Consider the following 24,356-nt stretch of genomic DNA (forward strand, 5'->3'; position numbering starts at 1 on the left):
AAATTCATTTAATAAATACTATATATATTCATCGGGTTAATATTTATGGCGCACGACGGCGTACAGCGATGATTGAGGCCTGCCTCAGGCGCAGGTATAGTACCGTCCTCAGCTGTAGCCGGAGGATGCCCATGAACCCTGACGACAAATCCTTTTTTCTTGACGCCATGGAAGATGTCCAGCCCCTGAAGCGCTGCGCGGATATTCACTGGCAGCCCAGCCGCAATACCCGGGCGCGCGAGGAGGTGGATAATGAACAGCTGGATAACTTCCTGACGCTGGACTTTCTTGACGTTCTGCCCCTCGAAGAGCCGCTGGCGTTCAAGCGCGAAGGGGTACAGCAGGGCGTTATCGATAAGCTGCGCTCGGGTAAATACGCCCGCCAGGCCAGCTTAAACCTCTTACGCCAGCCCGCGGAACGCTGCCGCCAGATGCTGTTTTCGTTTATTCGTCAGGCCGGGCGCGACGGGTTACGCAACCTGATTATCATTCACGGGAAAGGACGCGAGCAGAACTCACATCCGAACGTGGTGCGCAGCTATCTGGCGCGTTGGTTAACCGAGTTCGAGGAAGTGCAGGCCTTTTGCGTGGCGCTGCCGCATCACGGCGGCAGCGGGGCATGCTATGTCTCGCTGCGCAAATCCGATGAAGCGAAACAGGAGAACTGGGAGCGGCACGCCAAGCGTAGCCGCTAGCGGGCGATTTTCTCGCCCGCCGGTGACTCAGAAGGTTTCCCAGTTGCTGTCGGTAGAGGCGGTTGTCGTTGCCGGGCGCAGCAGCTGTGGCGTTTTCACATTGGTCGGGCGTGGGGCTACCGCTTTTTCTTTTCCGTTCAGACGAAACGCGGCTACGGCCTGGCGCAGCTGTTCGGACTGATCTTCCAGCGCCGCCGCCGCCGTGGCGGACTCCTGCACCAGCGCGGCGTTTTGCTGCGTCACGCTGTCCATCTGCGAAACGGCCAGGCTCACCTGCTCAATACCCCGGCTCTGCTCGTCAGAGGCCGATGAAATCTCGCCCATAATATCGGTCACGCGGGTCACGGCGGCGACAATCTCCTTCATGGTGGTGCCGGCCTCGCTAACCTGCTCAGAACCGGTATTCACCCGGCTGACGGAATTCTCGATAAGCCCTTTGATCTCTTTCGCCGCCTGCGCGCTGCGGCTCGCCAGCGTGCGGACTTCGCCCGCGACCACCGCAAAGCCACGACCCTGCTCCCCGGCGCGTGCGGCTTCCACCGCCGCGTTAAGCGCCAGAATGTTCGTCTGGAACGCGATGCTGTCAATCACGCCGGTAATATGCGCAATTTGCTGCGAACTGTCGGCAATTTCGGTCATGGTGCGAACCACGTTATCCACCACCTGACCGCCGCGCGCGGCCGTTTCAGAGGCGTTCTTCGCCAGCAGCGTAGCCTGACGGGCGTTATCGGAGTTTTGCTTAACCGTCGCCGTCAGCTCTTCCATACTGGCGGCGGTCTCTTCGAGCGAGGCCGCCTGCTGCTCGGTGCGGGCGGAAAGATCGTTGCTTCCTGCGGCAATTTCGCCTGCGCCGGTGTAGATGGAATCGGTGCTTCCGCGTACGGCGCTGACGGTGGTCACCAGCGACTGCTGCATCTCATGCAGGCCGGCGGCCAGCTGACCCATCTCGTTGCGACCAGAGATTGCGATATCCTGCGTCAGGTCGCCCCCTGCAATGGCGCGAATATGGTTCATAATGGAGTGGAGTGGTTTTAACAGCAGGTGTTGTAAACCCTGCCAGATGACCACCAGCACCGCGATAACGGCCAGCAAAATCGCCGCCAGCGTCCACTGCATCTGCGTGAAGCTGCTCTGGTTCTCTTCGGTTGCGGCCTTCAGCAGGGTATTGTTTTCGGCGCGCCAGCGGTTATAGACCGCTTCCATATCGTCCTGCGCCTGCTGCGCGTCCAGATCGCCGTAGGCCTGGTAGTTGTCGGCGCGCAGATACTCAATCGACAAACGCATCACTTCGTGCATCTGGTTCCAGGACTTCTGCATCTCGTCGGTTAATGCCGCCTCCTGGCCCTTAACCTGCGGCAGCTTCTGCCACTCTTTGTTATAGGCTTCGGCTTTTGCCAGCGAGTCACCTGCGGTGCCAAGCAATTTATTGATCGCCGCAAGGGAAGCCGGATCGCGCTGGTTTTTCAGGTAGCGGATCGCCACGCGGGTCACGGTGACGCGCGTTTTCACCAGCGTGTTCACGCTGTCGCTCAGGCTTTCCTGCTGGGCATTGAGCACGCCGGAATTCTGGAAGTTATGGCGATCGTTGCTGACGGCAGAGTAGAACAACCCTCCCGTGACAACTTGCAACAGACAGAATATGGTGAGGGCAAAGATAATACCGGTAATCACGTGCAGATTTTTCAGCATAGCGGTCGTCCGTTAGGGAAAATGCAGGGGTACATCATTACTATCGTCGTAGAGAATTTAAACTTTAATTAACTTGCGCTTAACTACGGGGTCCTTGAAGGAACCCGTTGTAAATCCGGATCATTTTTATGAGGAAGGTCAGCATGAGCAGCATTGATAAAAGCGGGACGTACGCGCTCGGAACGCGGACGGTTAAACGACTGGGCTATGGCGCGATGCAGCTGGCGGGGCCGGGCGTCTTTGGGCCTCCGAAGGATAAGCAGGCCGCGCTGGAGGTGTTACGCGAAGCCGTGGCGGCGGGGGTGAACCACATTGATACCAGTGATTTTTATGGCCCTCACGTGACTAACCAATTGATCCGCGAGGCGCTTCATCCTTACCGGGACGATCTGACGCTCGTCACCAAAATCGGTGCCCGTCGCGACAGCAAAGGCGCCTGGCTGCCGGCATTCTCCGCCCAGGAACTGACTCAGGCGGTGCATGACAACCTGCGTAATCTGCGGCTTGACGTGCTGGACGTGGTGAATCTGCGGATCATGTTTAGCGCGCACGGGCCGGCGGAAGGGTCGATTGCTGAACCGCTTTCCACCCTGGCTGAATTACAGCAGCAGGGGCTGGTGCGGCATATTGGCTTGAGCAACGTCACGGCCACCCAGGTCGCGGAGGCGCAGAAGATGGTGCCGGTGGTGTGCGTGCAGAACATGTACAACATTGTGAACCGGGGCGACGACGCGCTGGTGGATCTGCTGGCGCAGCAGGGGATTGCCTATGTGCCATTCTTCCCGCTGGGGGGCTTTACGCCGCTGCAGTCTTCCGGGCTCCAGGCTGTTGCCGACTCGCTGGGCGCAACGGAAATGCAGGTTGCGCTGGCATGGCTGCTGCAACGCTCCCCGAATATCCTGCTGATCCCGGGGACCTCTTCCGTGGCGCATCTGCGGCAAAACCTTGCGGCAGGCGAGCTGCGGTTACCGCCTGAAGCCCTGGAAACGCTGAATTCGCTGATGGACTGATTGTGACAGACGCAAGGCCCGAAGGGCTTTGCGTGCTTATGGTCCTGTCTGACTTTTCTGTCTGTGAAGCGCTAATGCTTCCGCCACGATCTCCTGCTTGCTCTTACGCGTCTCAAAGGCGGTGATTCTGATGTACTCCATCAGGTCGGGATCGATGCGGGCGCTCAACATCCTGAGATCGGCCTCCTTTGCCACACCGCGTGCAACGCGCTTGTCTGGATAATCACGGGCTGGCATAGAAAACGGTCTCCAGTAAGTCTTGTTAATTTGTGCTCTAAAATATGCTTCTATCTGACTTTAAAGTCAATATGAAGTGAGATTGTAGTGATTTAATTTTATGCGTATTCATTTTTTGTAAGTGATAAATAAGTCATTAATTTATGACTTTAAAATGACTTGTGCCAGGAGGGCTACTCACGCTAACCAGGAAGAACCATGAGGCGCGTTCCGGACAGAGGATGCAGCTAAATTAAATCCGCTCAAACTTCAACGCGTTTGGGTTCGCCTCCGGAAATGACCTTGATCCCTGGCCATAATCCGTAATACTGTATTTATATACAGTATCTGGCGAGAAAGGCATTATGGACACTCTCTTTTCTTATCATCCAAACCAATGCATTGAATTACCTTTATTTTTAGAGCGTGTTGCCTGTGGTTTCCCCAGCCCGGCGCAGGATTATGTGGAGGATCGTCTCGATCTTAACCGGCTGGCAGTGAGACACCCCAGTGCGACCTATTTTATCAAGGTGAGTGGAGATTCCATGATTGGGGCGGGGATCGGCGACGGCGATCTGCTGGTGGTTGACCGTTCGTTAAACGCCGAACACGGGGATATCGTCGTTGCGTCGGTCGCCGGTGAGTTTACGGTGAAAGAGCTGCAGACCCGTCCGGTGCTGAGACTTCTGCCACATAATACCCGCTATCAGCCGATTACCTTTCAGTCCGAAGAGGAGCTGCAAATCTTCGGTGTTGTCACCCACACCCTCAAAACGCATAAACATGTTCGCGCTGGTTGATGTGAACAGCTTCTACGCCTCCTGCGAGAAGGTGTTCCGCCCCGATCTGGAGGGGAAGCCCATCGTGGTGGTTTCCAATAACGACGGCTGCATTATTTCCCTGTCGCGGGAGGCAAAGCAGTTCGGTATAAAAATGGGTGAGCCGTATTTTAAGTTCAAAGAGAAAGGCTATCCGTCGCGGGTTTACGTCTTTAGCTCGAACTATGCGCTGTATGCCGATCTCAGCAGTCGGGTGATGCAGACGCTGACCGATCTCGCCCCGGCAATAGAGATTTACTCGATTGACGAGGCGTTCGTGAACGTGTCAGGGGTCAGTCACTGCATGTCGCTGGAAGCGTTTGGTCACCAGATGCGCACGCAGGTCTTTAAAAATACGGGCTTAACCGTTGGCGTCGGCATTGCCCCGACAAAAACGCTGGCCAAGCTGGCTAACTATGCGGCGAAGCGATGGGCCGGCACCGGCGGCGTGGTCGATCTGTCGGGTCGCGAGCGGCAGCGTAAGCTGCTGGCAAACGTTGCGGTAGAGGAGGTGTGGGGCGTAGGGCGGCGCATCACGAAAAAGCTTAACGCAATGGGGATTACCACGGCGCTGGATCTGGCGGATGCGTCCTCATGGGTCATTCGCAAACATTTTAACGTGGTGCTGGAACGCACGGCGCGCGAGCTTCGCGGCGAGCCCTGCCTTGGCCTGGAAGAGTTCACCCCCACGAAGCAGCAAATTATCTGTAGCCGTTCGTTTGGACACCGCATTACCCAATATGAAGAGATGCATCAGGCGATTTGCGCCTACGCGGAGCGGGCAGCAGAAAAACTGCGCGGCGAGCATCAATATTGCCGTTTTATCAGCGTGTTTGTGCGCACCAGCCCGCATGCGGACAACGAAATTTATTACGGCAATCAGGCCTCCGTCACCCTGATGACGCCCACCAATGACTCGCGGGATATCATCCGTGCCGCCACGGAAGCGCTGGGGCGGATATGGCTCGACGGGTATCGCTATATGAAGGCCGGGGTGATGCTGGCGGACTTTTTCAGCAGCGGCGTCGCCCAGCTTAATTTGTTTGACGATAATCGGCTGCGCGCCAACAGCGCGGCGCTGATGGAGATAATCGACAGCGTAAATCATTCCGGTAAAGGGAAAATATGGTTTGCCGGGCAGGGTATTGAGAAGTCCTGGGCGATGAAGCGTGAGATGCTGTCACCGGCCTATACGACGCGATACGCCGATTTGCCGGTGGCGAGGTAGATAATCGTAGCGCTATTTCTTTTGCGTCAGCCAGGTTGCCGCAGCCGTCAGCACGCCGATCCACGGCATTTGGCCCGCACCGGCCAGAAAGTTATGGCGATCGATGTCATTATTTTTACGGATATCCGCAAGGCGGGTAAGCGCCTCTTTTTCATCCGCGGCGCCGATCTCCTCAAACTGTTTTTCAAACCCCTGAGCGATCAGCTGAGCGGCCGCTTCGGTATTTGCGCTCTCAATTGCAATAAGGTCCGGGCCTTTTTGGAAAAAACGGTAATCCGGCATACGTGCTCCAGACAGAGAAGAAGAAGGTGAAAATACTCTATTCCTTGCGATTAAAAAATGCACGCGATTTGCGGCAGCAACGTTCAGCTTTTCTTTATTATTTCAGGCAGTAATTGCTCAATCACGCCCACGACGCTGCGGACGCGGTGCGGAATAAAGCGGGCGTCAGGGTAGACGGCATAGAGAACGCGATCGGGTAACCGCCAGCCGGGCAATACCGGCACCAGCGTGCCGGCCTGCAGCGCGCGGGCCGCAAGAGGTCGCTGCATGCCGCCGACCCCGATGCCTGCCTCCAGCGCCTGCAGCAGCGCGTCGCTGGTATTGGCCCGGAAAACGGAATTCACCTTCACGTCGAGGGTTTCCTCATCTGATATTAGCTTCAGCGGAACATCCGGCGGGATGCCGCTAAATCGCACGTGCGGCAGCGTCGCGAGCTCGCTGACGTCGTGCACCGCCTGAAAGCCGGGGGCGGCAAACAGCGCGGTCTCAATGCGCGTCAGCACGCGAGCCGCATGCGCCTGCGGGGGCTCGCTGCTCAGCCGTATCGCGACATCCACGCCCTCCGTCACCAGATCGGCAATGCGGTCATCAAGGGAAATCATCAGATGCAGTTCCGGATGCAGGCGTTGCAGCGCCAGTAAATGGGGCAAGACGATCTGGCCCAGGCCGCTCGGCAGCTGGATATGCACGCTTCCCTGAAATTTGTGGTCAACGGGATTCAGCCGTCTTTCCGCTTCCCGCATGGCGTCCAGCAGTAGCTGCATGTCGCGGCGGTAACGTTCTCCCTGCTCGGTCAGCTTCATGGTGCGCGTTGTACGATGCAGTAGCACCACGCCGAGCTCCTGCTCAAGAGCGGCGATCTGCTGGCTAACGGCGGACTGTTTCATCCCGCTCTGGCGGGCGGCAGCAGAAAATGAGCCCGCTTCGGCAACGCAGAGAAACGTGGAAATGGCGTTGAGCTTATTATTCATTTAATGATTTTTCTGATAAGTGCCATCTGATGAAAGGGATATCCGCTAAAAAAATAATATATGACACTGCGTCTGTCACCCATTCTGGAGAAATACCATGGATAAAAGGCAGCAACACAACGTCGCTCTGGTCGCGGGGGCCAGCGGCATTGTCGGCAGACAGCTTGTCAACACGCTCCTGCATCATCAGTGGGAGGTTATCGGCCTTAGCCGCCGCGCGGTAACCCATCCGGACGGCATTCCGATGGTGAACGTCGATTTACTGGACGCGCAGGACAGCGCACGGGCGCTCAGTAACCTGAACGGTATCACCCATCTCTTTTACAGCGCCTGGGCGAACGCGGCGAGCTGGACGGACATGGTTGAGCCAAACGTCACCATGCTGTGCAATCTTGTCAGCACGCTTGAAAAAACGGCACCGTTGCAGACGGTAAGCCTGATGCAGGGGTACAAAGTCTATGGCGCGCATCTGGGGCCGTTTAAAACCCCGGCGCGGGAAAGCGATCCCGGCGTGCCGGGGGCCGAGTTTAACGCCGCGCAGCTCACGTGGCTCAGCCAGTTTCAGCGGGGGAAACGCTGGCACTGGAACGCCATCAGGCCGGGCGTCGTGGGAAGCCCGGTGCCGGGCAATACCATGAACCTTGCGCTGAGCATCGCCCTGTACGCCTCGCTGTGTAAGGCTCAGGGATTACCGCTGCGTTTTCCCGGTTCGGAACAGGCCTGGCACAGCATCGTCGATCATACTGACGCCGGTCTGCTGGCCGAAGCCACGCTGTGGGCCGCCGCGTCACCTGCGGCACAGAATCAGGCGTTCAACGTGAACAATGGCGATATCTGGCGCTGGAGCGAGCTGTGGCCGCGCATCGCACGCTGGTTTGAGCTGGACACTGCGCCGCCGGTGAAGCTGTCATTTCATCAGTTGTTTACGGACTATCGCGGCGTATGGCGCGAGCTTGGCGGGGAGCGGCTGGTGGAAGCGGATATTCTGCAGCTGAGCGACGGGCATTTTGCCGATTTCGTCTTTAGCTGGAACTACGACATGTTCGGTGACGGGAGCAAGCTCCGGCGGTCGGGCTTCGCGCGAATGCAGGCGACCGATGAGATGTTCTTCAGCCTGTTCGCGCAGCTGAGAGCTGCGCGGATTATTCCCTGACCGTGAGGGTTGTTGTCATCAACGAGCGGCGCGTTATACTCACGCGTTGAGAATAATCGATGGTGGGGCAGGGATATGCACGAAAGTCTAAAAATGATATCAGTCGCGCTGCCCCTGATTGCGCTTTTCATACTGTTAAGATTTTTTGTCAGACGCATTCGCCAGGCAAAATGCATTATTTCAGAGCGTAACGGGATGAAAAAGATATCTGCCAACCCCTCGATATTTGGCGGGAATGCAGGTAAAACATGGTTTTATGATGACCAGTTTTTATATGAAGTTAAAAACAACGCCACCCGCCAGATTGCGCTGGCTAATATCATTAAAATCGGGCCGGGGAATACCGAGATAAATAGCAGACGGGTCTGGATTGTTATTTACCGTGACGGTGCTAATGAAAAGCAAGTGCAGTTTTATAACAATCTCACCCTCTGGAATCATAACTTCACGGCTTTTCTGGCAGCGGTAAAAAGAGCCAATCCTGACGCTGTTGTTAAAGAACGCTTAATCCTCAATATGTGAAAAATAACCGCAGACGGTTTGCGGACGCCGCCCGTGGGCAGCGTCCGGAGCATCAGGGTTAAGGGTTTACTCAACCGTTAACGCATTAACCACCTCAGCTACGCTTTTCACGCTGTGAATATTCCCAATCCCCGTGCCGAGCGCGATATAGCCCTCATCGGTGTTATCTTCCAGCATGCCCAGGCGCAGGCCCCGTAATCCTCCCATCGCCTTGCCCAGCGCGTCGTTGCTTGCGCCAGCTTTATCCATCGCCGCCAGTTTTTCCGCCAGCCTGCCGGGAAGAGCGCGGTAGTAATGGGGCACGGTGCGGAAAAGCAGCAAATCGAGGCCGTTGGCGGCAACAATTTTCTCTTTGACGCTCTGCGGCACGCGGCTTTCTTCCGTACTGATAAAGACCGAACCGGCAAACACGCCTTCAGCGCCTAAGGCGTGCGCCGCTCTGGCGGTGCGATTATCGGTTATGCCGCCCGCCGCCATCACCGGAATGTGCTTCACGGCATCGGCAATCAGCGGCACGATGGAAAAGGTGCCAAGCGCCGTGGCGGGTAGCGTTCCGCCCTCGTCAAAACCGGTGGCAACGATAATGTCTGCGCCCAGGTCTTCCGCGAGGCGGGTGTTTTCCGGGGTGGGGTTGATGTCGCGGTAGATGATGGCGATGCCCGCCTCTTTTAGCTCACTGAACAGCGCCGGAATAATGCTGCCTTCCCCATAGCCCGTATACACCACGGCCCTGACGCCTTCCTCTTTCACCACCTGAAGGATAGGCCCTGTCCAGACGTCGTTAACGGCCGTGGGGATCAGGTTCACGCCAAAGGGCTTTTCGGTCAGCTGCTTCGTTTTACGAATTTCTTCCCGCATTTTTTCGGCGGTCTCTTCCGGCGTGGAGACCGCAGTGTCGGCGGTTAAGCCCGCGTTGGGGCCCAGCACGCCAAGCCCGCCGGCATTGCTGACCGCAGCGACTAAGCGGGCGTCAGTGAGCCAGGACAGTGGTCCCTGAATAACAGGTTTTTCGATACCCAGGATCTGACAGATACGGTTATTTTTCACAGCAGACTCTCCCTTACGTTTGAATGGAGGAGAGTGTAAGGCGCAAGATTGTTAGGAAAAATAGCCAAAAATATTCATCACTGTTATAAAATTAATAACAATAATCTTATCCTGCTCGCGGCAAAAGTATCCCTTATGCAAATAAACCTCTTTGAATCCATTAGAATTTTTATTGAGATTGTCGAATCCGGGAGCCTTACCCAGGCGGCGGAGAATTTGCAGGTCCATCGTCCGGCCGTCACCAAAGCGCTACAGCTTCTGGAGCAGCACAGCGGCACGCGGCTACTGCAACGCACCACGCGTCGGATTAGCCTGACGCCGGATGGGGAAGCGTTTTATCGCCGGAGCAAACCCCTGCTGGCGCAGGCGGATGAATTACTGGAGTCGTTTGGCGCTGACCGGGCAATACACGGTCAACTGCGTGTGGATATGCCCATCTCTCTTGCGGCGCTGCGGGTGATACCCAACCTGCCTGATTTTTATCGCCAGCATCCCGAGATTGACATCATTCTGAGCAGCTCGGACCGCCGTCGAGATATGCTGCGGGACGGACTAGACTGCGTGCTGCGGGTAGGGGAGCTGGACGACGGCGACTATATCGCGCGTAAAATCGGGAACATTAAAATTACGACCTGTGCCAGCCCGGCCTGGCTGGCACAACACGGTACGCCAGAAACGCTGGATGATTTGCGAAAGCATCAGGCCATCAACTGGATTAATAACAGCAGCAGACAAATTCATCCGTGGACGTTCAGCACGCCAGAAGGCATTGCTGAGATTGCGCTGCCCGGTAAGCTTGTCGTGGATAACTCCGAGGCCTACATCGCGGCAGGCCTGGCCGGGCTGGGGTTAATGCAGGGGATGAACCTCTTTCTCCAGCCTTACCTTGACCGCGGCCTGCTGGTTGAGGTCCTGCCGGACTATCGCTCCCCGGACCGCAAGCTGTCACTGCTCTACCCACATCGCCATCTCTCCCGTAAGGTGCGGGTCTTTACCGAGTGGCTGGAGAGTCTGGTGTGAAAACAGCCAGCGCGTGACACAGCGCGCCAATCTGTTCGACGGCGTTAAGCAGGCGGGGCGTGGGTTCGTTTGCGCAGTTTAGCCGCAGAAAATGCGTTAATTCTGCACCCGGGGAAAACAGGGGGCCAGGGCTGACGCCAATCCCCAGCGCCAGCGCGCGGCGATGCACCTCCAGCGCGTTGACCTGCTGAGGGAGCTCCACCCACAGCAGAAAACCGGCTGCGGGTACGTTAATGCGCGTACCGGGTGGGAAACTGGCTTCGACCCGCGCCACGACGGCGCGTATTCCCTCTGCGATCCGCCGCTTTAGCCGCCGCAGGTGACGATCGTAGTCGCCGCTTGCCAGCATCTCGCACGCTGCGGCTTCCAGCAGCGGCGTGCCTGCCCAGTCTCCGGCCATGCGGGCCTGTAAGACCTGCGCGTGGTAGCGTCCGGCGGCAATCCAGCCGATTCGCCAGCCCGGCGCAAGCGTTTTAGACAGCGAACTGCAGTAAATCACGTTCCCGCTGCGATCGAATGCCTTACAGGCCGGAGGACGCTGCCCTTCGCCGACCAGGTCACCGTAAACATCGTCCTCAATCAAAGGAATACCCGCCTCTTCAAGCAGGGCAACCAGTTCCTGCTTGCGCGCGACGGGCATAGTGGCACCTAACGGGTTTTGCACGGTGGGCGAGGCCAGAACGGCAGCGGGGCGGTGGCAGCGAATGGCGTCCGCCAGCGGTTCCAGCAGCAGGCCTTCCACAGGGTCGGTGGGGATCGCTAAGGCCTTCAGGCCTAAATCCTCCAGCAGCAGGAGCGTACCAAAATAGGCCGGCTGTTCAATCGCCACGACATCGCCTGGCTGACATACGGCCCGAAGGGCCAGGCGCAGCGCCTGCGTCGCGCCCGCGGTGATAATCAGGTCATCCGCGCCGAACGGGGCTCCCCACTGCGCGGCACGCGCGGCAATTTTACTGCGTAAATCTCCCCGCCCCGGAGGCAGGCTATAGCTCTGCCCGTGCGCGTCCAGGCGACGTCCCGCAGAGTGCAACGCCCGCTGCAGCGCGTCTCCCGGTAGCCAGGCGGGATCGGGCAGGGCGGCGCCCAGCGGGACCAGGCGCGCTTCTGCACTGCTGAACAGCGAGCGGGCCACGGCGGACATGGTGACGGGGACCGGGCCTGGTGGGGAACGCGCGGGCTCCACGCGCGGAGCGAGGCTGGTCTGGCGGATGTAATAACCTGAACGCGGCCGCGCAACGATCAGCCCTTCAGCCTCCAGGCAGCGAAGGGCCTCCAGCGCCGTCGGAAGGCTAACGCGCTCGCGTTCGGCCAGTTTACGCGCGGAGATCATGCGGTCGCCGGCGCGCAGCGCGCCGGACGTCAGCGTGAGGCGCAGCATCTCGGCAATTCGGCGATAGCGTGGGGACGATGGTGACGGGGCAGACATGGGTATCTGTTCAGGCTAATTTTCGATAAAACTGACTATACAGCCAATGATGCGCGCCATCTATAGTGTCCGGCATGTTCAGGACAAGGAGGCATTATGCACAGCGATAATTTCAACATTTCCACGTATTTCAAACGCATAAACTACACCGGACCGGCGGCTGCCGACACGGCGACCCTGCATGCGCTGATGCGCCATCAGCTCTTTTCCGTTCCCTTTGAGAATCTGGACGTGCAGGCGGGCAAAGTTGTCTCGCTGGCGCCGGACGATATTGCCGATAAGGTGTTAACGCGGGGGCGCGGCGGCTACTGCTATGAGGTGAACGGGCTTTTTGCCATGGCGCTGGCGGCGTTAGGTATTCCTTACCGTTTCGTGGCGGCGCGCCCGATGTTCTACCCGGCGCGGCGGCCGAAAACCCATATGGCGATCATCGCGGACGTGGAGGGTCGCCAGTGGCTTTGCGATCTTGGCTTCGGCAGTTACGGCATCCGCGCCCCGATGGCGCTGGACGCGCTTGATGTGGATATCACCCAGGATTTCGACACGTTTCGACTGAGCCGTAGCGCTGAGGGCGAGTATCTGCTTCAGGCGAAGGTTGAGGGAGAGTGGGCCCGGCAGTACGGCTTCGATCTTACCCCCCAGGAGTGGATTGATTTCGTCCCGGCCAACTACCTTAACTCCACGCACCCGGATGCCATCTTTGTGCAAAAGCTGGTGGTGGTGCAGCATCGCCCGGAAGGACGCCAGATTTTACTGGGCGATGTGCTGAAAACCATCACGGCGAACGGCACTGAAACGCAGCGGCTGGCGGAGGAGGAGATCCGCCATGTCCTGAAAGACCGTTTTTCGCTGACCGCCGCATAATCTGCCGGGAAGCGATGGGGGCTCAGCCCGGCCCGTCCGCTGAGGCTTTGCGCTGAGTCCCCCACTGTAGCAGCAGGCTAAACGACGCGGGCAATACGGTCAGCGTCACCAGCGTCGCAGCCAGCAGTCCTCCAATAATGGCATAGGCCATTGGGCCCCAGAACACCTGGTGAGAGATGGGGATCATCCCCAGAATGGCGGCACAGGCGGTCAGACAGATGGGTCTGGCCCGGTGCTCTGCGGCCGCCATAATCGCGGCATCGTTTGCCATCCCCTGAGCAAGATTGCTGTCAACTTCGCTAATCAATATTACCGCGTTACGCACGATCATCCCCGCCAGGGCGATGACGCCCAGCAGCGCGACAAACCCCATCGGCGTTCCGCCGGGGAGCATAGCCAGCACGATCCCCGGCAAACCAAACGGAGCCATCAGGAGCGCCAGCAGCATCCGGGAGTATCGCCGCAGCTGAAGCATCAGCAGCAACAGCATGATGACCAGCGTCACCGGAAGAACGCTAAAGACGGAGCTATTCCCCTTATCCGATTCGGCAACCGCGCCGCCTTCCTCGATGCTGTAACCGGCCGGCAGGTCCGCGCGCAGCTTGTCGATCGCCGGGCGCAGCGCTGCGGATACCGCTTCTGCCCTCAGCCCCGGGGCGAGGTCGGTTTGCACCGTGATAAAAGGCAGACGCTGCCGACGCCAGACGACCGGATCGTCCACGCCCCAGACCGGCGTCGCGACGGCGCTGAGCGGAATTTTTTTACCGTCATTGCCCTGAATCGTGAGCGAGGAGAGGGTAGCGGTGCTGCGGCGCGCGCTGTCCGCGGCCCGGAGCACCACGTCAACGAGGCGGTCGTTATCCCTGACCGAGGTGACAACGCTGCCGGACCAGACGGTATTCAGCGTGCGGGCCAGACTCTCAGACGATATGCCCGCCGCCCTGGCCGCCGTCTGATTCACCTCAAGGGTTATGACCCTCTCCGGCTCTCCGGCCGTCTGGTTAACGTCGCGGGAGAGCGGCGAACGGCCAATTGCGTCCGTGAGACGGTTCGCGAGCGCCCGGACCTGCAGATAATCCGGCCCGCTCACCCGGTATTTGATTGGCCAGCCGACGGGAGGCCCCAGCTCAAGGGGCGACACGCGCGTAACGATGTCGCTAAATTGCGTCGCCAGGATATGGTTCAGCTGCGCATGCAGGCGATCCCGCGCCGCAAGATCCTTCGCCACCACAACCATCTGGGCGATATTTTCATTTTCCAGCAGCACGTCCATCGGCAGGTAAAAACGGATGGCGCCCGACCCGACGTAGGTCGTGTAGCGATCGATGTTGCCGTTGCTGGCCAGCGCCTTTTCCAGCCTTTTCACCTGTCTGAGCGTTTCCGGCTGCGAGGCGTTGGCCGGAAGCGTCAGGCTAACCAGCAGCTCGGACCGGTCGGAGGCGGGGAAAAACTCGCCCTGCATAAACGTCGTGCCGTACGCCGACAGGCCCAGCGCGGCAAGCGCAAACAGCACCGTGGCGAGCCGGTGACGCAGTGCCAGGCGCAAAAGCCGTCCGTAACCGCGCGCGATCCTGCCGGGGCCCGATGCGCGATGCCTGATTTTTTCCGGCAGCAGCCACGTGCCCGTCAGCGGCGAAAAGAGGATCGCGACGGCCCAGGAGCAGAGCAGGGCGATGAGCACCACCGCAAACAGGGAGAAGCAGTATTCACCGGCGCTGGAGGCCGCAAAACCAACGGGAATAAAGCCGGCAATCATCACCAGGGTACCGGTGAGCATCGGAAATGCCGTCGTCCGGAAGGCCCAGGTGGCCGCGTTCAGGCGGGAATCACCGGCTTCCAGCCGGGAGACCATCGTTTCGACGGCGATCATGGCGTCATCCACCAGCAGGCCCAGCGCAATGATCAACGCCCCGAGCGAGATGCGCTGAAGGCCGATGCCGGCGAGCATCATGCCGGCAAACGTCATGGCGAGCACCAGCGGAATGGCCGTTGCCACCACCAGCCCTGCCCGTAAACCCAGCGAGACAAATGAGACTGCCAGCACGATGACAACGGCTTCGATAAGCACCCGAATAAACCCGCTTACCGCGTCACTGACCACCGCGGACTGATCGGCGACTTTCACCATCTCTATACCGTGCGGCAGCCCGGCGCTGAGCGCCGCCATTTTTGCGTTAAGCGCCGCGCCGAAACGCAGCATGTTGCCCGTTGGCGCCATCGACACCGCCAGCCCGATCGCTGGTTTGCCGTTCACCCGGTAAGCGGGGGCCGGTGGATCGGCGATTTCCCGGGTGACGGTGGCAATGTCGGTCAGCGGAATATAGCGATTGTTAACGTGCAGCGTGACGGCGCGCAGGCTCTCTTCGGTGGTGAGCGCCCCGCTGACCTTTATCGCGATGTTCTCCTGCCCGGTACGCATAATCCCTGCCGGGACAACCGCGTTTTGCGCCCGGAGTGCGTCGGCAACCTCCTGAATATCGAGCCCCATACCGGCCAGACGCGCCGGAGAAAAGGCGAGGACCCACTGCTCCTGCTGTTCGCCCAGCAGGGTGGTTTTGCCCATATCCGGCAGGGACATAAGCTCTCGACGTAGTGTCTCTGCGCGATCCCGCACCTCCCGCAGGGTGAAACCCTCGGGAATAAAGGCATAGATTGTGCCGAACGTGTCGTCAAACTCGTCGTCCACGGCAGGGCCCTGCACCCCTTCAGGGAGGGATGTGGCGATGTCCTGCATTTTTTTGCGGATCTGATACCAGATGTCCGGCACGTCCTGCGGGGGCGTATCGTCACGGAGGTTGACGTGGATAACGGTGCGTCCGGCCCGGGTTTCACTTTCGAGATAATCCAGCCAGGGCGTTTCCTGCAGCTTTTTTTCAAGGTTATCGGTCAGCAGGCGGGTGGTGTCCGCCACGGATGCTCCCGGCCACTGCGCGGAGACGACGGCCGTTTTAATGGTGAATGCCGGATCTTCGTTACGCGGCAGCTTTTCATAGCAGAACACGCCCACCGCGATCACCAGCAGCATGAAAAAGCTGACCATTTGCTGGTTCTTAAGCGCCCAGGCGGAGAGGTTAAATTTCGCTTCCGCGCCTGCGCTCATGGCTGAACCTCCCCGGGCACCACCGGCTCGCCGGAGCGTAATGTGCTCACGCCAGCCGTAATCACCCTGTCGCCGGGCTTAAGGCCGGAGGCAATCATAACGGAGGTGGCCGTATAGCAGGCGGGCACCACCACGCGCAGCTGCGCCCGCGCCTGCGGGGTAATCACAAAAACCGCCGGTTTGTTGCCGGCACGCGTTAGCGCCGACGCGGGAAGGGCGTACCCGTGCGGGGCGGCGGAGGGTAACGTCACGGTGACGCTGGCGCCCAGCGCCATGGCCTGCGGCGGATTTTTCAGGGTAGCTCTGACGCGCCACGTGCGGGTCTGAGGATCGGCCTGCGGGGTGATATCCCGCAGCGCGGCAGCCGCCTGTACCGATGGGTCGCTGAGGAGGGAAACCCGTAGATCCGCCTTATCCAGAGGAGGGATCGCATCGGGCGTAGCAATATCAAACGCCACGTCGCGGGCTTCACCGGTCGCCAGCGTCAGCACGGACTGGCCGTCGCTGACAACCTGTCCCGCAGAGGCGCTCACGGCCGTGATCGTGCCCGCTTGCGGGGCGAGCAGGCGCGTCCAGCCCAGGCTTTCCCGCGCGTTACGCCATGTGGCCTCGCTCCTTTTTAAGCGCGCGCTGGCGACAAGCCAGTCCGCCCGGGCGCTGTCGAGCTGCGTGCGGGCTATGGCGCCTGTTGGCATGAGCTTTTGCATCCGACTGACGTTGAGCGCGGCGACCTGCGCAGAGGCTTTGGCGCCTTCATAGTCGGCCGCGGCGCTGTCGAGCTGGTTTTGCCCGGTCGTATTTTCAAGCGTGGCCAGCAGCTGCCCGGCTGTGACACTGTCACCAATATCGACGCTACGCGTCAGTATCCGGCCCCCGGTGCGAAAGCTCAGCGTCGTTTCATCGTGGGCATGGATCTCACCGGTTCTTTCCAGCGCGGGCAGGGATTGAGCGGTGCCAACGACGACGTAGCGCACCGTATGCACTGGGTCAGGCTTGTTTTCGTGTTTATCACCGCAGCCCGTCAGCGGAAAAATCGCCAGCGCAAGCAGCGCCAGGGGAAGAAAATGCAGCCAGGAAAGGGTGCGCGCCACGCCGTACAAATGATGCAGGCAGTGGCGGAGAGAGAGTATAAATTCGTCTGACATAACGCCGCTCCATAAAGGTAATGGCGTTATTTAATGCGCGCTACGTCGAGAAAGATTCGATGTTGTGTCAAGGCTTTATCAAGAGTGGAGATTTTTATTATCGAACGGATGCCAGGGCAATACAATGCGCACCGCAAGGCCGCCTGTTTCCGGTAATGACGCGCTAATTTCTCCCCCATGCGCCTGACAAATCGCCCGGGCGATGGACAAACCGAGGCCGCTGCCGCCGGAATGCCGCGCGCGGGACTGCTCCTCGCGGCTAAAGCGTTTAAACATTTCCGGCAAGAACTGGGGCGAGACGCCCGGTCCGTCATCGGTAAATTCGAGGGTGTAATGCCCGCGGGCGTAGTGCAGCGTCACCTCAAGGTGGCCGCCTTCGCGTCCGTAACGTAGTGCATTTTCCATAAGGATGGTAACGACCTGTCCCATCCGGAACGCATCGCCCCGGAAGGGGCAGGTGCGCGGGTTACGCAGCGTTATCCTGAAATGATGCGCATCGGCCTGGGGCACGATCCAGGCTGCCCGCTCCTGAATCAGCTCATCCAGACAGAACGGCTGGTCCTCCAGCACCAGGTTACCCGCGTCGGCCAGAGAGAGAAGGTGGAGCTCATCGGTGAGACGGTTGAGGTGCTGGAGCTGCTTCATCACCATTCCCAGCTGCGCGGGGCTGGCATCAAACACGCCGTCTAACATGCCCTGCAGACGCCCGATGGCGGCCGTCAGAGGCGAGCGCAGCTCGTGCGCCATCGCCACGTGTGAGGCGCGGAGCTCTTTCTCATAGCGGGCCAGTTGCCCCGTCATGGAGTTAAAGTCCGCCGCGAAGCTGACCATTTCCGCCGGTGCATCTTTGATGAGCTCTGCCTGACGGCCAAACTGCCCTTCGGCGACATCCTTTGCCGCGTCGCGAAGACGGCTGAACTGCAGCGCCAGCGGCCGGGCGTGTTTTAGCCCCATCACCACAATAAACGGGATCATCACCAGCACCAGCAGCGCCACCGTGACCCAGTCCGCCGACGCGATGGACGGCGTGGAGTAGCTCAGGCCCCACCAGGTGTCCACAATCGTGTGGAAGAGGGCCGGGTTAGCCTGCGGGTTCTGGCTGAGGGTAAGAAATTCGTGTCGGACCGCCGCCGGCATCCGGCCCATGATCCAGTAGTTCTGGACCGCATAGCGCAGCCACATGCAGGTTGCAATGACAATCACGCTGCCGATGGCCAGCGCTAAGATGCGCGCGCAAATCCAGCGCCACAGAGAGGAGTGCCGGCGTTTTATCATGGCTGTCTGAACCTGTAACCCACGCCGCGAACGTTGATCAGCACGCCGGAAATACCGACGGCCTCCAGTTTTTTACGCAGGTTATAAATATGGGTGTCGACTACGCGCTCCAGCGCCTCGCTTTCCGGCAAGCAGTGCTCCAGTAGATACTGGCGTGAAAACGGGTGCGCAGGCGAGCGCAGCAGCGTTGCCAGCAGAGAGAATTCTGTTGGCGTAAGATCGAGCATCACAGGCGCGCCGTCGCCGTTATCCACGCTCGCCACAATGGCGGCGACATCCACCGCCAGCGTTTGCCAGCGAAGTATCTTTTCCTCTGTCTCTTTTTTACTGCTGCGCCGCAGCACCGCCTGCACCCGCGCTACCACTTCGCCCGGATGATAAGGTTTAACAACGTAATCATCGGCGCCGTAGCGCAGGGCGCCAATGCGATCGGGGGTATCCCCCATGGCCGTAACCATGATCACCGGTACGTCGCTTTTACGGCGCAGGCCCGCCAGCACTTCGGTGCCGTTGAGCCCCGGCAGCATCACATCCAGCAGGATGAGGTCGGGTTTCCACCGCTGCGCCATATCCAGCCCGGAAAGACCGTCTCCGGTAATGGCCACGTCGTAATTTTCACGCCGTAAATAGGCCTCGAGCACGCCAGCCGCGTCGGCGTCATCTTCAATAATCAGCACTCTTCTGGACAACATCCGTTCACCTTGACCGTTTCTTAACACTATCCCGACGATTCATTGATTCTGGCAAATCATACTGCGCCAACATTGTGTGGCTGTTCCTTTCTCAGGAGACGCCAGCGTCTGTATGGAGAGCAGTATGATAGCGATAAAAAAAGTCCTGTATATGTCCGTCCCGCTTCTGATGGTCGCGGCACCCGGCGCGCAGGCGGATGATGACACCGCGTCCGACTCCTTAACCGTCGGGCTGGGGGGACAGTATGCCCCGCGTTACTCAGGCTCAGACAAGCAGGTGTGGCAGGTGGTTCCTGTGCTGCAGGGACGCAAAGGCGCTTTCTTTATTGATGCGCAAAAAGGAGTGGGATATGACCTGCAAAACGACAGCGGTTGGTATTTTGAACAGTCGCTGGGCTATGACTTCGGAAGGGCAGATAAAAACTCCGGCTGGCGTGAGGGGGCAAACAACCTGAAAGGGATGGGGGACATTGACGCCACCCTGAATACCGGCCTTGCCGTTGGCTGGCAGGCCGCGTCCTGGGTGAGCGTTGAGGGCAGAGCCACGCTGCCGTTTACGGACAGCCAGGGGGGAAGCTATCAGGCCTCCGTGACGCTGATCCCGGTACAAAATAGCCAGGACACGATCGCCTTTCAGTCTGCGGCCCTGTTTGGTGACAGCCGTTATCTGAATACCTGGTATGGGGTGAGCGAGCAGCAGAGCCGCCGCACCGGCTATCGCCGCTATGCTGCGACGGGTGGATTTTATGGCATCGACACCAGTCTGACCTGGAGCCATCAGTTCGATGCTCACTGGGGAACTGTTCTGAGCGCGGACTATACCTGGCTTGGCGACCATGCGAATGACAGCCCGATCGTGATGCGGCGCAATGAGGGGTCTGCAACCGCCGCAATCACCTGGACATTTTAACCAGATAAAGGGTCAGGCAAAGAGTCCCTTAATAAGCATCCAGAAAAGAGAGAGCAGGCAGAGGATCTGTACCGTTCGCAATGACCACAGCTGAAAACGCCATTGATAACGCTCCCGGGCATCGGCTTCTGCGATCGGGCCTGTGGCGTCCGCGGCATTTTTCCTTATGCGGCGCAGAAAATCATGACACAGCCAGACCAGAAGTATGAGGATAATTATTCTCGTGAAAAGTAAACCGTAGGCGGTATAAAACGTATCCCAGTAGCAGCGGAGGGTGTCCATGGCATATATCCTTTTCCTGAGCCGCCCATACGGCAGGTATGGGCGGTGAACGATTATTTCTTCTTATTCATCATCGCTTTTAAATCAGCAAAGGGATTAAACGTGGCGACGCCCACGTCTTTTTGCGCGTCTTCGCCGGCAACCACGGTGGTACCGTACTGATCCGCTTCGGTGTATTTCGAATGTTCGTGATCGTGGCAAAACAGGCACAGCAGCTCCCAGTTGCTGCCATCTTCCGGGTTGTTGGTATGGTCGTGATCGATATGGTGAACCGTGAGTTCACGCAGATTGGAATAGACAAACTCGCGCGAGCAGCGTCCACACACCCATGGATAGATTTTTAATGCTTTTTCGCGATAGCCGCTTTCCAGCCGCGCGTAGTTTTTGGGGATCAAAGCCATTGCCGGTTTTACCTGCCATAAAAAGAGTGGGGAATATTATATCTCATTATGAATGGTAATGACGAACCCCTCCATTCAATCAATTTATTTGAATCATTCCGTTAAATAAACGGCATTTATTCTCCGCAGGTAATGCGTAAAGTAACGAGTACGTAAAGCATTATCGGGACATATGGTTATGAAAAAGATCGGGTTTTTATCCTTTGGTCACTGGACGCCCTCGCCGCAGTCCGGCACGCGCTCGGCGGCCGACACGCTGCTGCAGTCCATCGATTTAGCCGTGGCGGCTGAAGAGTTGGGGGCAGACGGCGCGTATTTCCGCGTGCACCACTTCGCCCGACAGCTTAGCTCGCCGTTCCCTCTGCTGGCCGCCATTGGCGCAAAAACGAAAACCATCGAAATCGGGACGGGCGTGATTGATATGCGCTATGAAAACCCGATGTACATGGCCGAGGATGCGGGCGCGGCGGACCTGATTTCCGGCGGGCGTTTGCAGCTTGGCATCAGCCGGGGCTCTCCGGAGCAGGTTATTGATGGCTGGCGTCATTTCGGCTATGTCCCTCAGGAAGGGGAAAACGAGTCGGATATGGCGCGCCGTCATACCGAGGTGCTGCTTGAAGTGCTGCGCGGTGAAGGGTTTGCCAAACCGAACCCGCAGCCGATGTTTCCGAATCCGCCGGGGCTGCTGCGCCTGGAGCCTTATTCAGAAGGGCTGCGCGAGCGCATCTGGTGGGGCGCCGGTTCAAACGCGACGGCGGTATGGGCGGCAAAACTGGGAATGAATCTGCAAAGCTCAACGCTGAAAGACGATGAAACCGGTGAGCCGTTCCATATTCAGCAGGCAAAACAGATCCGCGCGTACCGTCAGGCCTGGAAAGACGCGGGGCACGCGCGCGAGCCGCGGGTGTCGGTTAGCCGCAGCATTTTTGCGCTGATGGACGACCGCGACCGGATGTACTTCGGCGCCAGCCGCAACGACAGCGATAGCGTGGGTTACCTGGATGAGAAAACGCGCGCCATTTTCGGGCGCAGCTATGCGGCAGAGCCGGACAAGCTTGTTGAGCAGCTGAAAAAGGACGAGGCGATTGCCGAGGCTGATACGCTCTTGCTGACCGTGCCGAACCAGCTGGGTGTGGATTATAATGCGCACGTGATTGAGTCCATTCTCAAGCATGTCGCACCGGCAATGGGCTGGCGCGAGTAGTCGTTTCGCTATCAGCCGTGAGATCGTTATGGAAAACCTGGCCCTGTGGTATCGCCGCTTTGGCGAGCCAGAATCAGTTCTGCAACCTGAAGCCGCGCCGCCGGGCGCGCTTGCGCCGGGTCATCTCCGCGTGCGGATGCTGTTTTCTCCGGTAAACGCGTCCGATCTTATCCCCATTACCGGCGCCTATCGCCACCGAACTCCGCTACCGGCGGTAGCGGGGTATGAAGGTGTCGGCGTTGTCATCCAGGCACCCGCGCCGTTTGATTATCTGCTGGGTAAACGCGTTCTGCCGCTGCGCGGACAGGGCACCTGGCAGCGCTATGTTGACTGCCCGGCAGAGTATGCCATTCCCGTTCCGGACGCTATCGACGCACGTCTGGCCGCGCGGGCCTATATCAACCCGCTGGCGGCGCAGATGATGCTCACCCGCTACCCGCCTCGGGGAAAGCGGGTTCTGCTCACGGCTGCCGGTTCTGACTGCGCCATCCTGCTGGGGCAGTGGGCGCGTCAGGCGGGGGCGGAAGCGGTGTACGGAATTCACCGCTCCGCCGTTCATGCGCAAAGGCTGGAGGCGATGGGTATTATTCCTGTCGCGCAGCATGACGCACAGAGGATCGGCTCCATCGCCGCGCGTAGCGACCTCGTCTACGATGCCACCGGCGGGCCGCTTGCGGAAGCGATCTTCAGCGTGATGCCCGAGCAGGGCATGTTTGTCTGCTACGGGCTGCTGAGCGGTCAACCCTTCAGACAGCAACGGCCCGTGCCGCGCGTGGCGTGGTTCCATATCCGTAACGGCCTGGATGCGCTCAGCGCGGAGGCGTGGCGCGCGGAGTTCGATCGCATCTGGCTTCGCTTGCCCGCCAGCCAGTACAGCGACGTTACGGTGTACCCACTGGCGGAATGGCAGAGAGCGATCGGTGCCTGGCGCGAAGGCGGAAGGACCTGCAAGCCCCTCCTGTCGATGACGGACTGACCGCTATTGATGGCTCATATCGCTCAGCAGCACGGCGATACTTTGCCCGCCCGCCGTCTGTTCCAGGGCAATCTTGACGATGATGGTCAGCGGAACGGAGAGCAGCATCCCTACGGGGCCGAGCAGCCAGCCCCAGAATATCAGGGACAAAAAGACCACCAGCGTGGAGAGTCCCAGCCCCCGGCCCATCATCCGTGGCTCAAGAATATTACCGAACACCAGATTGATGACCAGATAGCCGGCCAGCAGAATCAGCGCGTCATAAAGTCCGCTGAAAACCAGCACCTGAAGGATAGGGGGGATCGCCGCCAGCACGGACCCGATGTTGGGAATATAGTTAAGCGCAAACGCCAGCAATCCCCAGACGAAGGCAAAACGAACGTCCAGCGCCAGTAGCATGACCCAGACGACCCCGCCCGTGACCAGGCTAATGGCCGTTTTCAGCACCAGATAGCGGGAGACGCTGTCCAGGGCGCGCTGGATCGCCCCCATCCCCTCAACCGGACGGACCATGATCTGCTGCAGCTTTGCCGGCAGCTGAGGCACCTCGAGCAGCATGAATACCACCGTTAAAAACAGCAGAAAAATAGACGTCATGGCATTGGAAAGCTGCGCCAGCAGGCTGGTGACGATAGTCATGGCCGCATTCGGGTCGATATATTTCAGCAGCTCCTCAACCGAGACTTCGATACCCGCGCGCTGCAGCCAGGGTTCAAGCTGCAGCAGCGGTATCGCCAGCGAAGAGCGGTATTTCGGCAGCGTGCGCGCCAGCTCGTTCAGCGAGGTTCCGAGATACGCCACCAGCAACACCATCGCCACAATAATGATGCTGATGAGCAGCGTGATCGCCAGCACGCGCGGAATGCGCAGGCGCGTCATGCGCTGTACCAGCGGATTCAGGATCACTGCAATAAACAGCGCCAGAATAAAGGGCACAATAATGTCGGCGGCAAAGCGAACGCCTGTCAGTATGATCACCAGCATGCCCAGCATGATGACAATTTTTAACCCGTTCAGGGTAATGATGGGTTTAGCCATGGTGACTCCGAAATTTTCTTTATATTTATAATAAAGGTGAAAGGCGCTGCAATAAACTAACCAAAATCAAACGAGGTGGGTAAAGAATTGCAAAGACTTTGAGTAAAATCTTAGCTTATGGTACAAATTTGGTGTGTTTAACTACCGAGGACAATTTTCATCCGCAAAGACGAGAAGCAACAACGCGGATAATTGTAATTTTATGGACAATCTGTTCAGGACGTACGCTTCAAACAAAACCGCTGTATTTTCCACCTCCTTCTTCCTGCTTTCTGGTGAGCAACACTGGCGCACCGCACTATAGTCATATCTTCTGCCTGAGCTGGCGCTAAGCGCTTAGCTATCTGATTTCAATTCGTATTTTTTGGTTTGCTGCACGCAGCGGGCCACGA

25 protein-coding genes are annotated in these 24,356 nt (G+C 58.7%); 12 read left to right on the forward strand and 13 right to left on the reverse strand.

Translation table 11 applies throughout. The features are described 5' to 3' along the window. Positions 1-131 precede the first annotated feature (131 nt). Positions 132-695, forward strand: coding sequence for a DNA endonuclease SmrA (gene smrA / locus AC3WOK_RS03650; RefSeq protein WP_059312354.1), 564 nt, complete (start codon positions 132-134; stop codon positions 693-695). Positions 696-722: 27 nt separating this feature from the next. On the opposite strand, the gene tcp is transcribed toward smrA, so the two are convergent. Continuing rightward, positions 723-2,384, reverse strand: a complete 1,662-nt coding sequence (gene tcp, locus AC3WOK_RS03655) for a methyl-accepting chemotaxis citrate transducer (RefSeq protein ID WP_492353963.1) — start codon at positions 2,382-2,384, stop codon at positions 723-725. Between the two features lie 143 nt (positions 2,385-2,527). Here tcp and AC3WOK_RS03660 point away from each other — a divergent pair, with 143 nt between their 5' ends. Beyond that, complete coding sequence (locus AC3WOK_RS03660) at positions 2,528-3,394, forward strand: aldo/keto reductase family oxidoreductase (protein WP_492353964.1); 867 nt, start codon at positions 2,528-2,530, stop codon at positions 3,392-3,394. 36 nt (positions 3,395-3,430) lie between these two features. On the opposite strand, the gene AC3WOK_RS03665 is transcribed toward AC3WOK_RS03660, so the two are convergent. Next, entirely contained in the window at positions 3,431-3,631 is a 201-nt protein-coding gene (locus AC3WOK_RS03665; RefSeq protein WP_059312351.1) for a hypothetical protein, read from the reverse strand. A 344-nt stretch (positions 3,632-3,975) separates the two neighbouring features. On the opposite strand from AC3WOK_RS03665, the gene umuD reads away from it, so the two are divergent. Then, the gene (gene umuD / locus AC3WOK_RS03670) at positions 3,976-4,410 is read left to right on the forward strand and encodes a translesion error-prone DNA polymerase V autoproteolytic subunit (RefSeq protein WP_059312350.1); all 435 of its coding nucleotides are present in this window, start codon (positions 3,976-3,978) and stop codon (positions 4,408-4,410) included. Beyond that, a complete protein-coding gene (umuC, locus tag AC3WOK_RS03675) occupies positions 4,394-5,656 on the forward strand; it encodes a translesion error-prone DNA polymerase V subunit UmuC (RefSeq protein WP_492353965.1) in 1,263 nt (420 codons plus the stop codon). Before umuD ends, umuC begins: the two co-directional genes overlap by 17 nt. 12 nt (positions 5,657-5,668) lie before the next feature. On the opposite strand, the gene AC3WOK_RS03680 is transcribed toward umuC, so the two are convergent. Continuing rightward, positions 5,669-5,938, reverse strand: coding sequence for a hypothetical protein (locus tag AC3WOK_RS03680; protein ID WP_063956095.1), 270 nt, complete (start codon positions 5,936-5,938; stop codon positions 5,669-5,671). An 83-nt stretch (positions 5,939-6,021) separates the two neighbouring features. Further along, the gene (locus tag AC3WOK_RS03685) at positions 6,022-6,909 is read right to left on the reverse strand and encodes a LysR family transcriptional regulator (RefSeq protein WP_492353966.1); all 888 of its coding nucleotides are present in this window, start codon (positions 6,907-6,909) and stop codon (positions 6,022-6,024) included. Positions 6,910-7,006: 97 nt separating this feature from the next. Between AC3WOK_RS03685 and AC3WOK_RS03690 the strand changes: the two genes are divergently transcribed. Both AC3WOK_RS03690 and AC3WOK_RS03695 read left to right on the forward strand, forming a co-directional pair. Continuing rightward, the gene (locus AC3WOK_RS03690) at positions 7,007-8,062 is read left to right on the forward strand and encodes an SDR family oxidoreductase (RefSeq protein WP_063431594.1); all 1,056 of its coding nucleotides are present in this window, start codon (positions 7,007-7,009) and stop codon (positions 8,060-8,062) included. Between the two features lie 75 nt (positions 8,063-8,137). Continuing rightward, positions 8,138-8,584: a hypothetical protein gene (locus tag AC3WOK_RS03695; protein ID WP_492353967.1), complete on the forward strand. Its 447-nt coding sequence runs from the start codon at positions 8,138-8,140 to the stop codon at positions 8,582-8,584. A 66-nt stretch (positions 8,585-8,650) separates the two neighbouring features. On the opposite strand, the gene AC3WOK_RS03700 is transcribed toward AC3WOK_RS03695, so the two are convergent. Then, complete coding sequence (locus tag AC3WOK_RS03700) at positions 8,651-9,631, reverse strand: NAD(P)H-dependent flavin oxidoreductase (protein ID WP_063956100.1); 981 nt, start codon at positions 9,629-9,631, stop codon at positions 8,651-8,653. 135 nt (positions 9,632-9,766) lie between these two features. On the opposite strand from AC3WOK_RS03700, the gene AC3WOK_RS03705 reads away from it, so the two are divergent. Next, a complete protein-coding gene (locus tag AC3WOK_RS03705; RefSeq protein ID WP_492353968.1) occupies positions 9,767-10,651 on the forward strand; it encodes a LysR family transcriptional regulator in 885 nt (294 codons plus the stop codon). On the opposite strand, the gene AC3WOK_RS03710 is transcribed toward AC3WOK_RS03705, so the two are convergent. Then, complete coding sequence (locus AC3WOK_RS03710; RefSeq protein WP_447855529.1) at positions 10,623-12,077, reverse strand: aminotransferase-like domain-containing protein; 1,455 nt, start codon at positions 12,075-12,077, stop codon at positions 10,623-10,625. The genes AC3WOK_RS03705 and AC3WOK_RS03710 overlap by 29 nt on opposite strands. Before the next feature lie 96 nt (positions 12,078-12,173). Here AC3WOK_RS03710 and AC3WOK_RS03715 point away from each other — a divergent pair, with 96 nt between their 5' ends. Continuing rightward, on the forward strand, positions 12,174-12,941 hold the full coding sequence (locus AC3WOK_RS03715) for an arylamine N-acetyltransferase family protein (RefSeq protein ID WP_063956104.1): 768 nt from the start codon (positions 12,174-12,176) through the stop codon (positions 12,939-12,941). Positions 12,942-12,963: 22 nt separating this feature from the next. On the opposite strand, the gene AC3WOK_RS03720 is transcribed toward AC3WOK_RS03715, so the two are convergent. The 4 genes from AC3WOK_RS03720 to AC3WOK_RS03735 form a co-directional block, all read right to left on the reverse strand. Further along, positions 12,964-16,041 (reverse strand): efflux RND transporter permease subunit, encoded by a 3,078-nt coding sequence (locus tag AC3WOK_RS03720; RefSeq protein WP_492353969.1) that lies wholly within the window; start codon positions 16,039-16,041, stop codon positions 12,964-12,966. Next, positions 16,038-17,186, reverse strand: a complete 1,149-nt coding sequence (locus AC3WOK_RS03725) for an efflux RND transporter periplasmic adaptor subunit (RefSeq protein ID WP_492353970.1) — start codon at positions 17,184-17,186, stop codon at positions 16,038-16,040. The genes AC3WOK_RS03720 and AC3WOK_RS03725 overlap by 4 nt, the downstream gene beginning before the upstream one ends. Before the next feature lie 78 nt (positions 17,187-17,264). Beyond that, complete coding sequence (locus AC3WOK_RS03730; RefSeq protein WP_492353971.1) at positions 17,265-18,461, reverse strand: sensor histidine kinase; 1,197 nt, start codon at positions 18,459-18,461, stop codon at positions 17,265-17,267. Then, the gene (locus tag AC3WOK_RS03735; protein ID WP_047348735.1) at positions 18,458-19,153 is read right to left on the reverse strand and encodes a response regulator; all 696 of its coding nucleotides are present in this window, start codon (positions 19,151-19,153) and stop codon (positions 18,458-18,460) included. The genes AC3WOK_RS03730 and AC3WOK_RS03735 overlap by 4 nt, the downstream gene beginning before the upstream one ends. Before the next feature lie 124 nt (positions 19,154-19,277). Between AC3WOK_RS03735 and AC3WOK_RS03740 the strand changes: the two genes are divergently transcribed. After that, positions 19,278-20,063, forward strand: coding sequence for a MipA/OmpV family protein (locus tag AC3WOK_RS03740; RefSeq protein WP_492353972.1), 786 nt, complete (start codon positions 19,278-19,280; stop codon positions 20,061-20,063). Between the two features lie 12 nt (positions 20,064-20,075). Here AC3WOK_RS03740 and AC3WOK_RS03745 read toward each other — a convergent pair whose 3' ends face one another. Beyond that, complete coding sequence (locus tag AC3WOK_RS03745) at positions 20,076-20,345, reverse strand: hypothetical protein (RefSeq protein WP_063431576.1); 270 nt, start codon at positions 20,343-20,345, stop codon at positions 20,076-20,078. Between the two features lie 53 nt (positions 20,346-20,398). Beyond that, positions 20,399-20,746, reverse strand: coding sequence for an HNH nuclease YajD (yajD, locus tag AC3WOK_RS03750; protein ID WP_006808895.1), 348 nt, complete (start codon positions 20,744-20,746; stop codon positions 20,399-20,401). 178 nt (positions 20,747-20,924) lie between these two features. Between yajD and AC3WOK_RS03755 the strand changes: the two genes are divergently transcribed. Continuing rightward, positions 20,925-21,950 carry an LLM class flavin-dependent oxidoreductase gene (locus tag AC3WOK_RS03755; RefSeq protein ID WP_047349067.1) on the forward strand — a complete coding sequence of 342 codons (1,026 nt, stop codon included), beginning with the start codon at positions 20,925-20,927 and terminating at the stop codon, positions 21,948-21,950. Between the two features lie 28 nt (positions 21,951-21,978). After that, the gene (locus AC3WOK_RS03760; RefSeq protein WP_492353973.1) at positions 21,979-22,926 is read left to right on the forward strand and encodes a zinc-dependent alcohol dehydrogenase family protein; all 948 of its coding nucleotides are present in this window, start codon (positions 21,979-21,981) and stop codon (positions 22,924-22,926) included. A 3-nt stretch (positions 22,927-22,929) separates the two neighbouring features. Here the strand turns inward: AC3WOK_RS03760 and AC3WOK_RS03765 are convergent, their stop codons facing one another. Then, positions 22,930-23,964 (reverse strand): AI-2E family transporter, encoded by a 1,035-nt coding sequence (locus tag AC3WOK_RS03765; protein ID WP_059311266.1) that lies wholly within the window; start codon positions 23,962-23,964, stop codon positions 22,930-22,932. 133 nt (positions 23,965-24,097) lie between these two features. Here AC3WOK_RS03765 and AC3WOK_RS03770 point away from each other — a divergent pair, with 133 nt between their 5' ends. Then, positions 24,098-24,268, forward strand: coding sequence for a protein YdgV (locus tag AC3WOK_RS03770; protein WP_431732514.1), 171 nt, complete (start codon positions 24,098-24,100; stop codon positions 24,266-24,268). Positions 24,269-24,356 lie beyond the last annotated feature (88 nt).

The organism is Enterobacter sp. FW301-JW81 (assembly GCF_058788735.1).

Bases quoted from the DNA above. Each gene is read 5' to 3' on its own strand.
- AC3WOK_RS03660 (WP_492353964.1), top strand. From the start codon at position 2,528: ATGAGCAGCATTGATAAAAGCGGGACGTACGCGCTCGGAACGCGGACG.
- AC3WOK_RS03720 (WP_492353969.1), bottom strand. From the start codon at position 16,041: ATGAGCGCAGGCGCGGAAGCGAAATTTAACCTCTCCGCCTGGGCGCTT.
- AC3WOK_RS03730 (WP_492353971.1), bottom strand. From the start codon at position 18,461: ATGATAAAACGCCGGCACTCCTCTCTGTGGCGCTGGATTTGCGCGCGC.
- smrA (WP_059312354.1), top strand. From the start codon at position 132: ATGAACCCTGACGACAAATCCTTTTTTCTTGACGCCATGGAAGATGTC.
- AC3WOK_RS03680 (WP_063956095.1), bottom strand. From the start codon at position 5,938: ATGCCGGATTACCGTTTTTTCCAAAAAGGCCCGGACCTTATTGCAATT.
- AC3WOK_RS03665 (WP_059312351.1), bottom strand. From the start codon at position 3,631: ATGCCAGCCCGTGATTATCCAGACAAGCGCGTTGCACGCGGTGTGGCA.
- yajD (WP_006808895.1), bottom strand. From the start codon at position 20,746: ATGGCTTTGATCCCCAAAAACTACGCGCGGCTGGAAAGCGGCTATCGC.
- AC3WOK_RS03685 (WP_492353966.1), bottom strand. From the start codon at position 6,909: ATGAATAATAAGCTCAACGCCATTTCCACGTTTCTCTGCGTTGCCGAA.
- AC3WOK_RS03745 (WP_063431576.1), bottom strand. From the start codon at position 20,345: ATGGACACCCTCCGCTGCTACTGGGATACGTTTTATACCGCCTACGGT.
- tcp (WP_492353963.1), bottom strand. From the start codon at position 2,384: ATGCTGAAAAATCTGCACGTGATTACCGGTATTATCTTTGCCCTCACC.
- AC3WOK_RS03690 (WP_063431594.1), top strand. From the start codon at position 7,007: ATGGATAAAAGGCAGCAACACAACGTCGCTCTGGTCGCGGGGGCCAGC.
- umuC (WP_492353965.1), top strand. From the start codon at position 4,394: ATGTTCGCGCTGGTTGATGTGAACAGCTTCTACGCCTCCTGCGAGAAG.
- AC3WOK_RS03710 (WP_447855529.1), bottom strand. From the start codon at position 12,077: ATGTCTGCCCCGTCACCATCGTCCCCACGCTATCGCCGAATTGCCGAG.
- AC3WOK_RS03740 (WP_492353972.1), top strand. From the start codon at position 19,278: ATGATAGCGATAAAAAAAGTCCTGTATATGTCCGTCCCGCTTCTGATG.
- AC3WOK_RS03755 (WP_047349067.1), top strand. From the start codon at position 20,925: ATGAAAAAGATCGGGTTTTTATCCTTTGGTCACTGGACGCCCTCGCCG.
- AC3WOK_RS03735 (WP_047348735.1), bottom strand. From the start codon at position 19,153: ATGTTGTCCAGAAGAGTGCTGATTATTGAAGATGACGCCGACGCGGCT.
- AC3WOK_RS03715 (WP_063956104.1), top strand. From the start codon at position 12,174: ATGCACAGCGATAATTTCAACATTTCCACGTATTTCAAACGCATAAAC.
- umuD (WP_059312350.1), top strand. From the start codon at position 3,976: ATGGACACTCTCTTTTCTTATCATCCAAACCAATGCATTGAATTACCT.
- AC3WOK_RS03725 (WP_492353970.1), bottom strand. From the start codon at position 17,186: ATGTCAGACGAATTTATACTCTCTCTCCGCCACTGCCTGCATCATTTG.
- AC3WOK_RS03765 (WP_059311266.1), bottom strand. From the start codon at position 23,964: ATGGCTAAACCCATCATTACCCTGAACGGGTTAAAAATTGTCATCATG.
- AC3WOK_RS03695 (WP_492353967.1), top strand. From the start codon at position 8,138: ATGCACGAAAGTCTAAAAATGATATCAGTCGCGCTGCCCCTGATTGCG.
- AC3WOK_RS03760 (WP_492353973.1), top strand. From the start codon at position 21,979: ATGGAAAACCTGGCCCTGTGGTATCGCCGCTTTGGCGAGCCAGAATCA.
- AC3WOK_RS03705 (WP_492353968.1), top strand. From the start codon at position 9,767: ATGCAAATAAACCTCTTTGAATCCATTAGAATTTTTATTGAGATTGTC.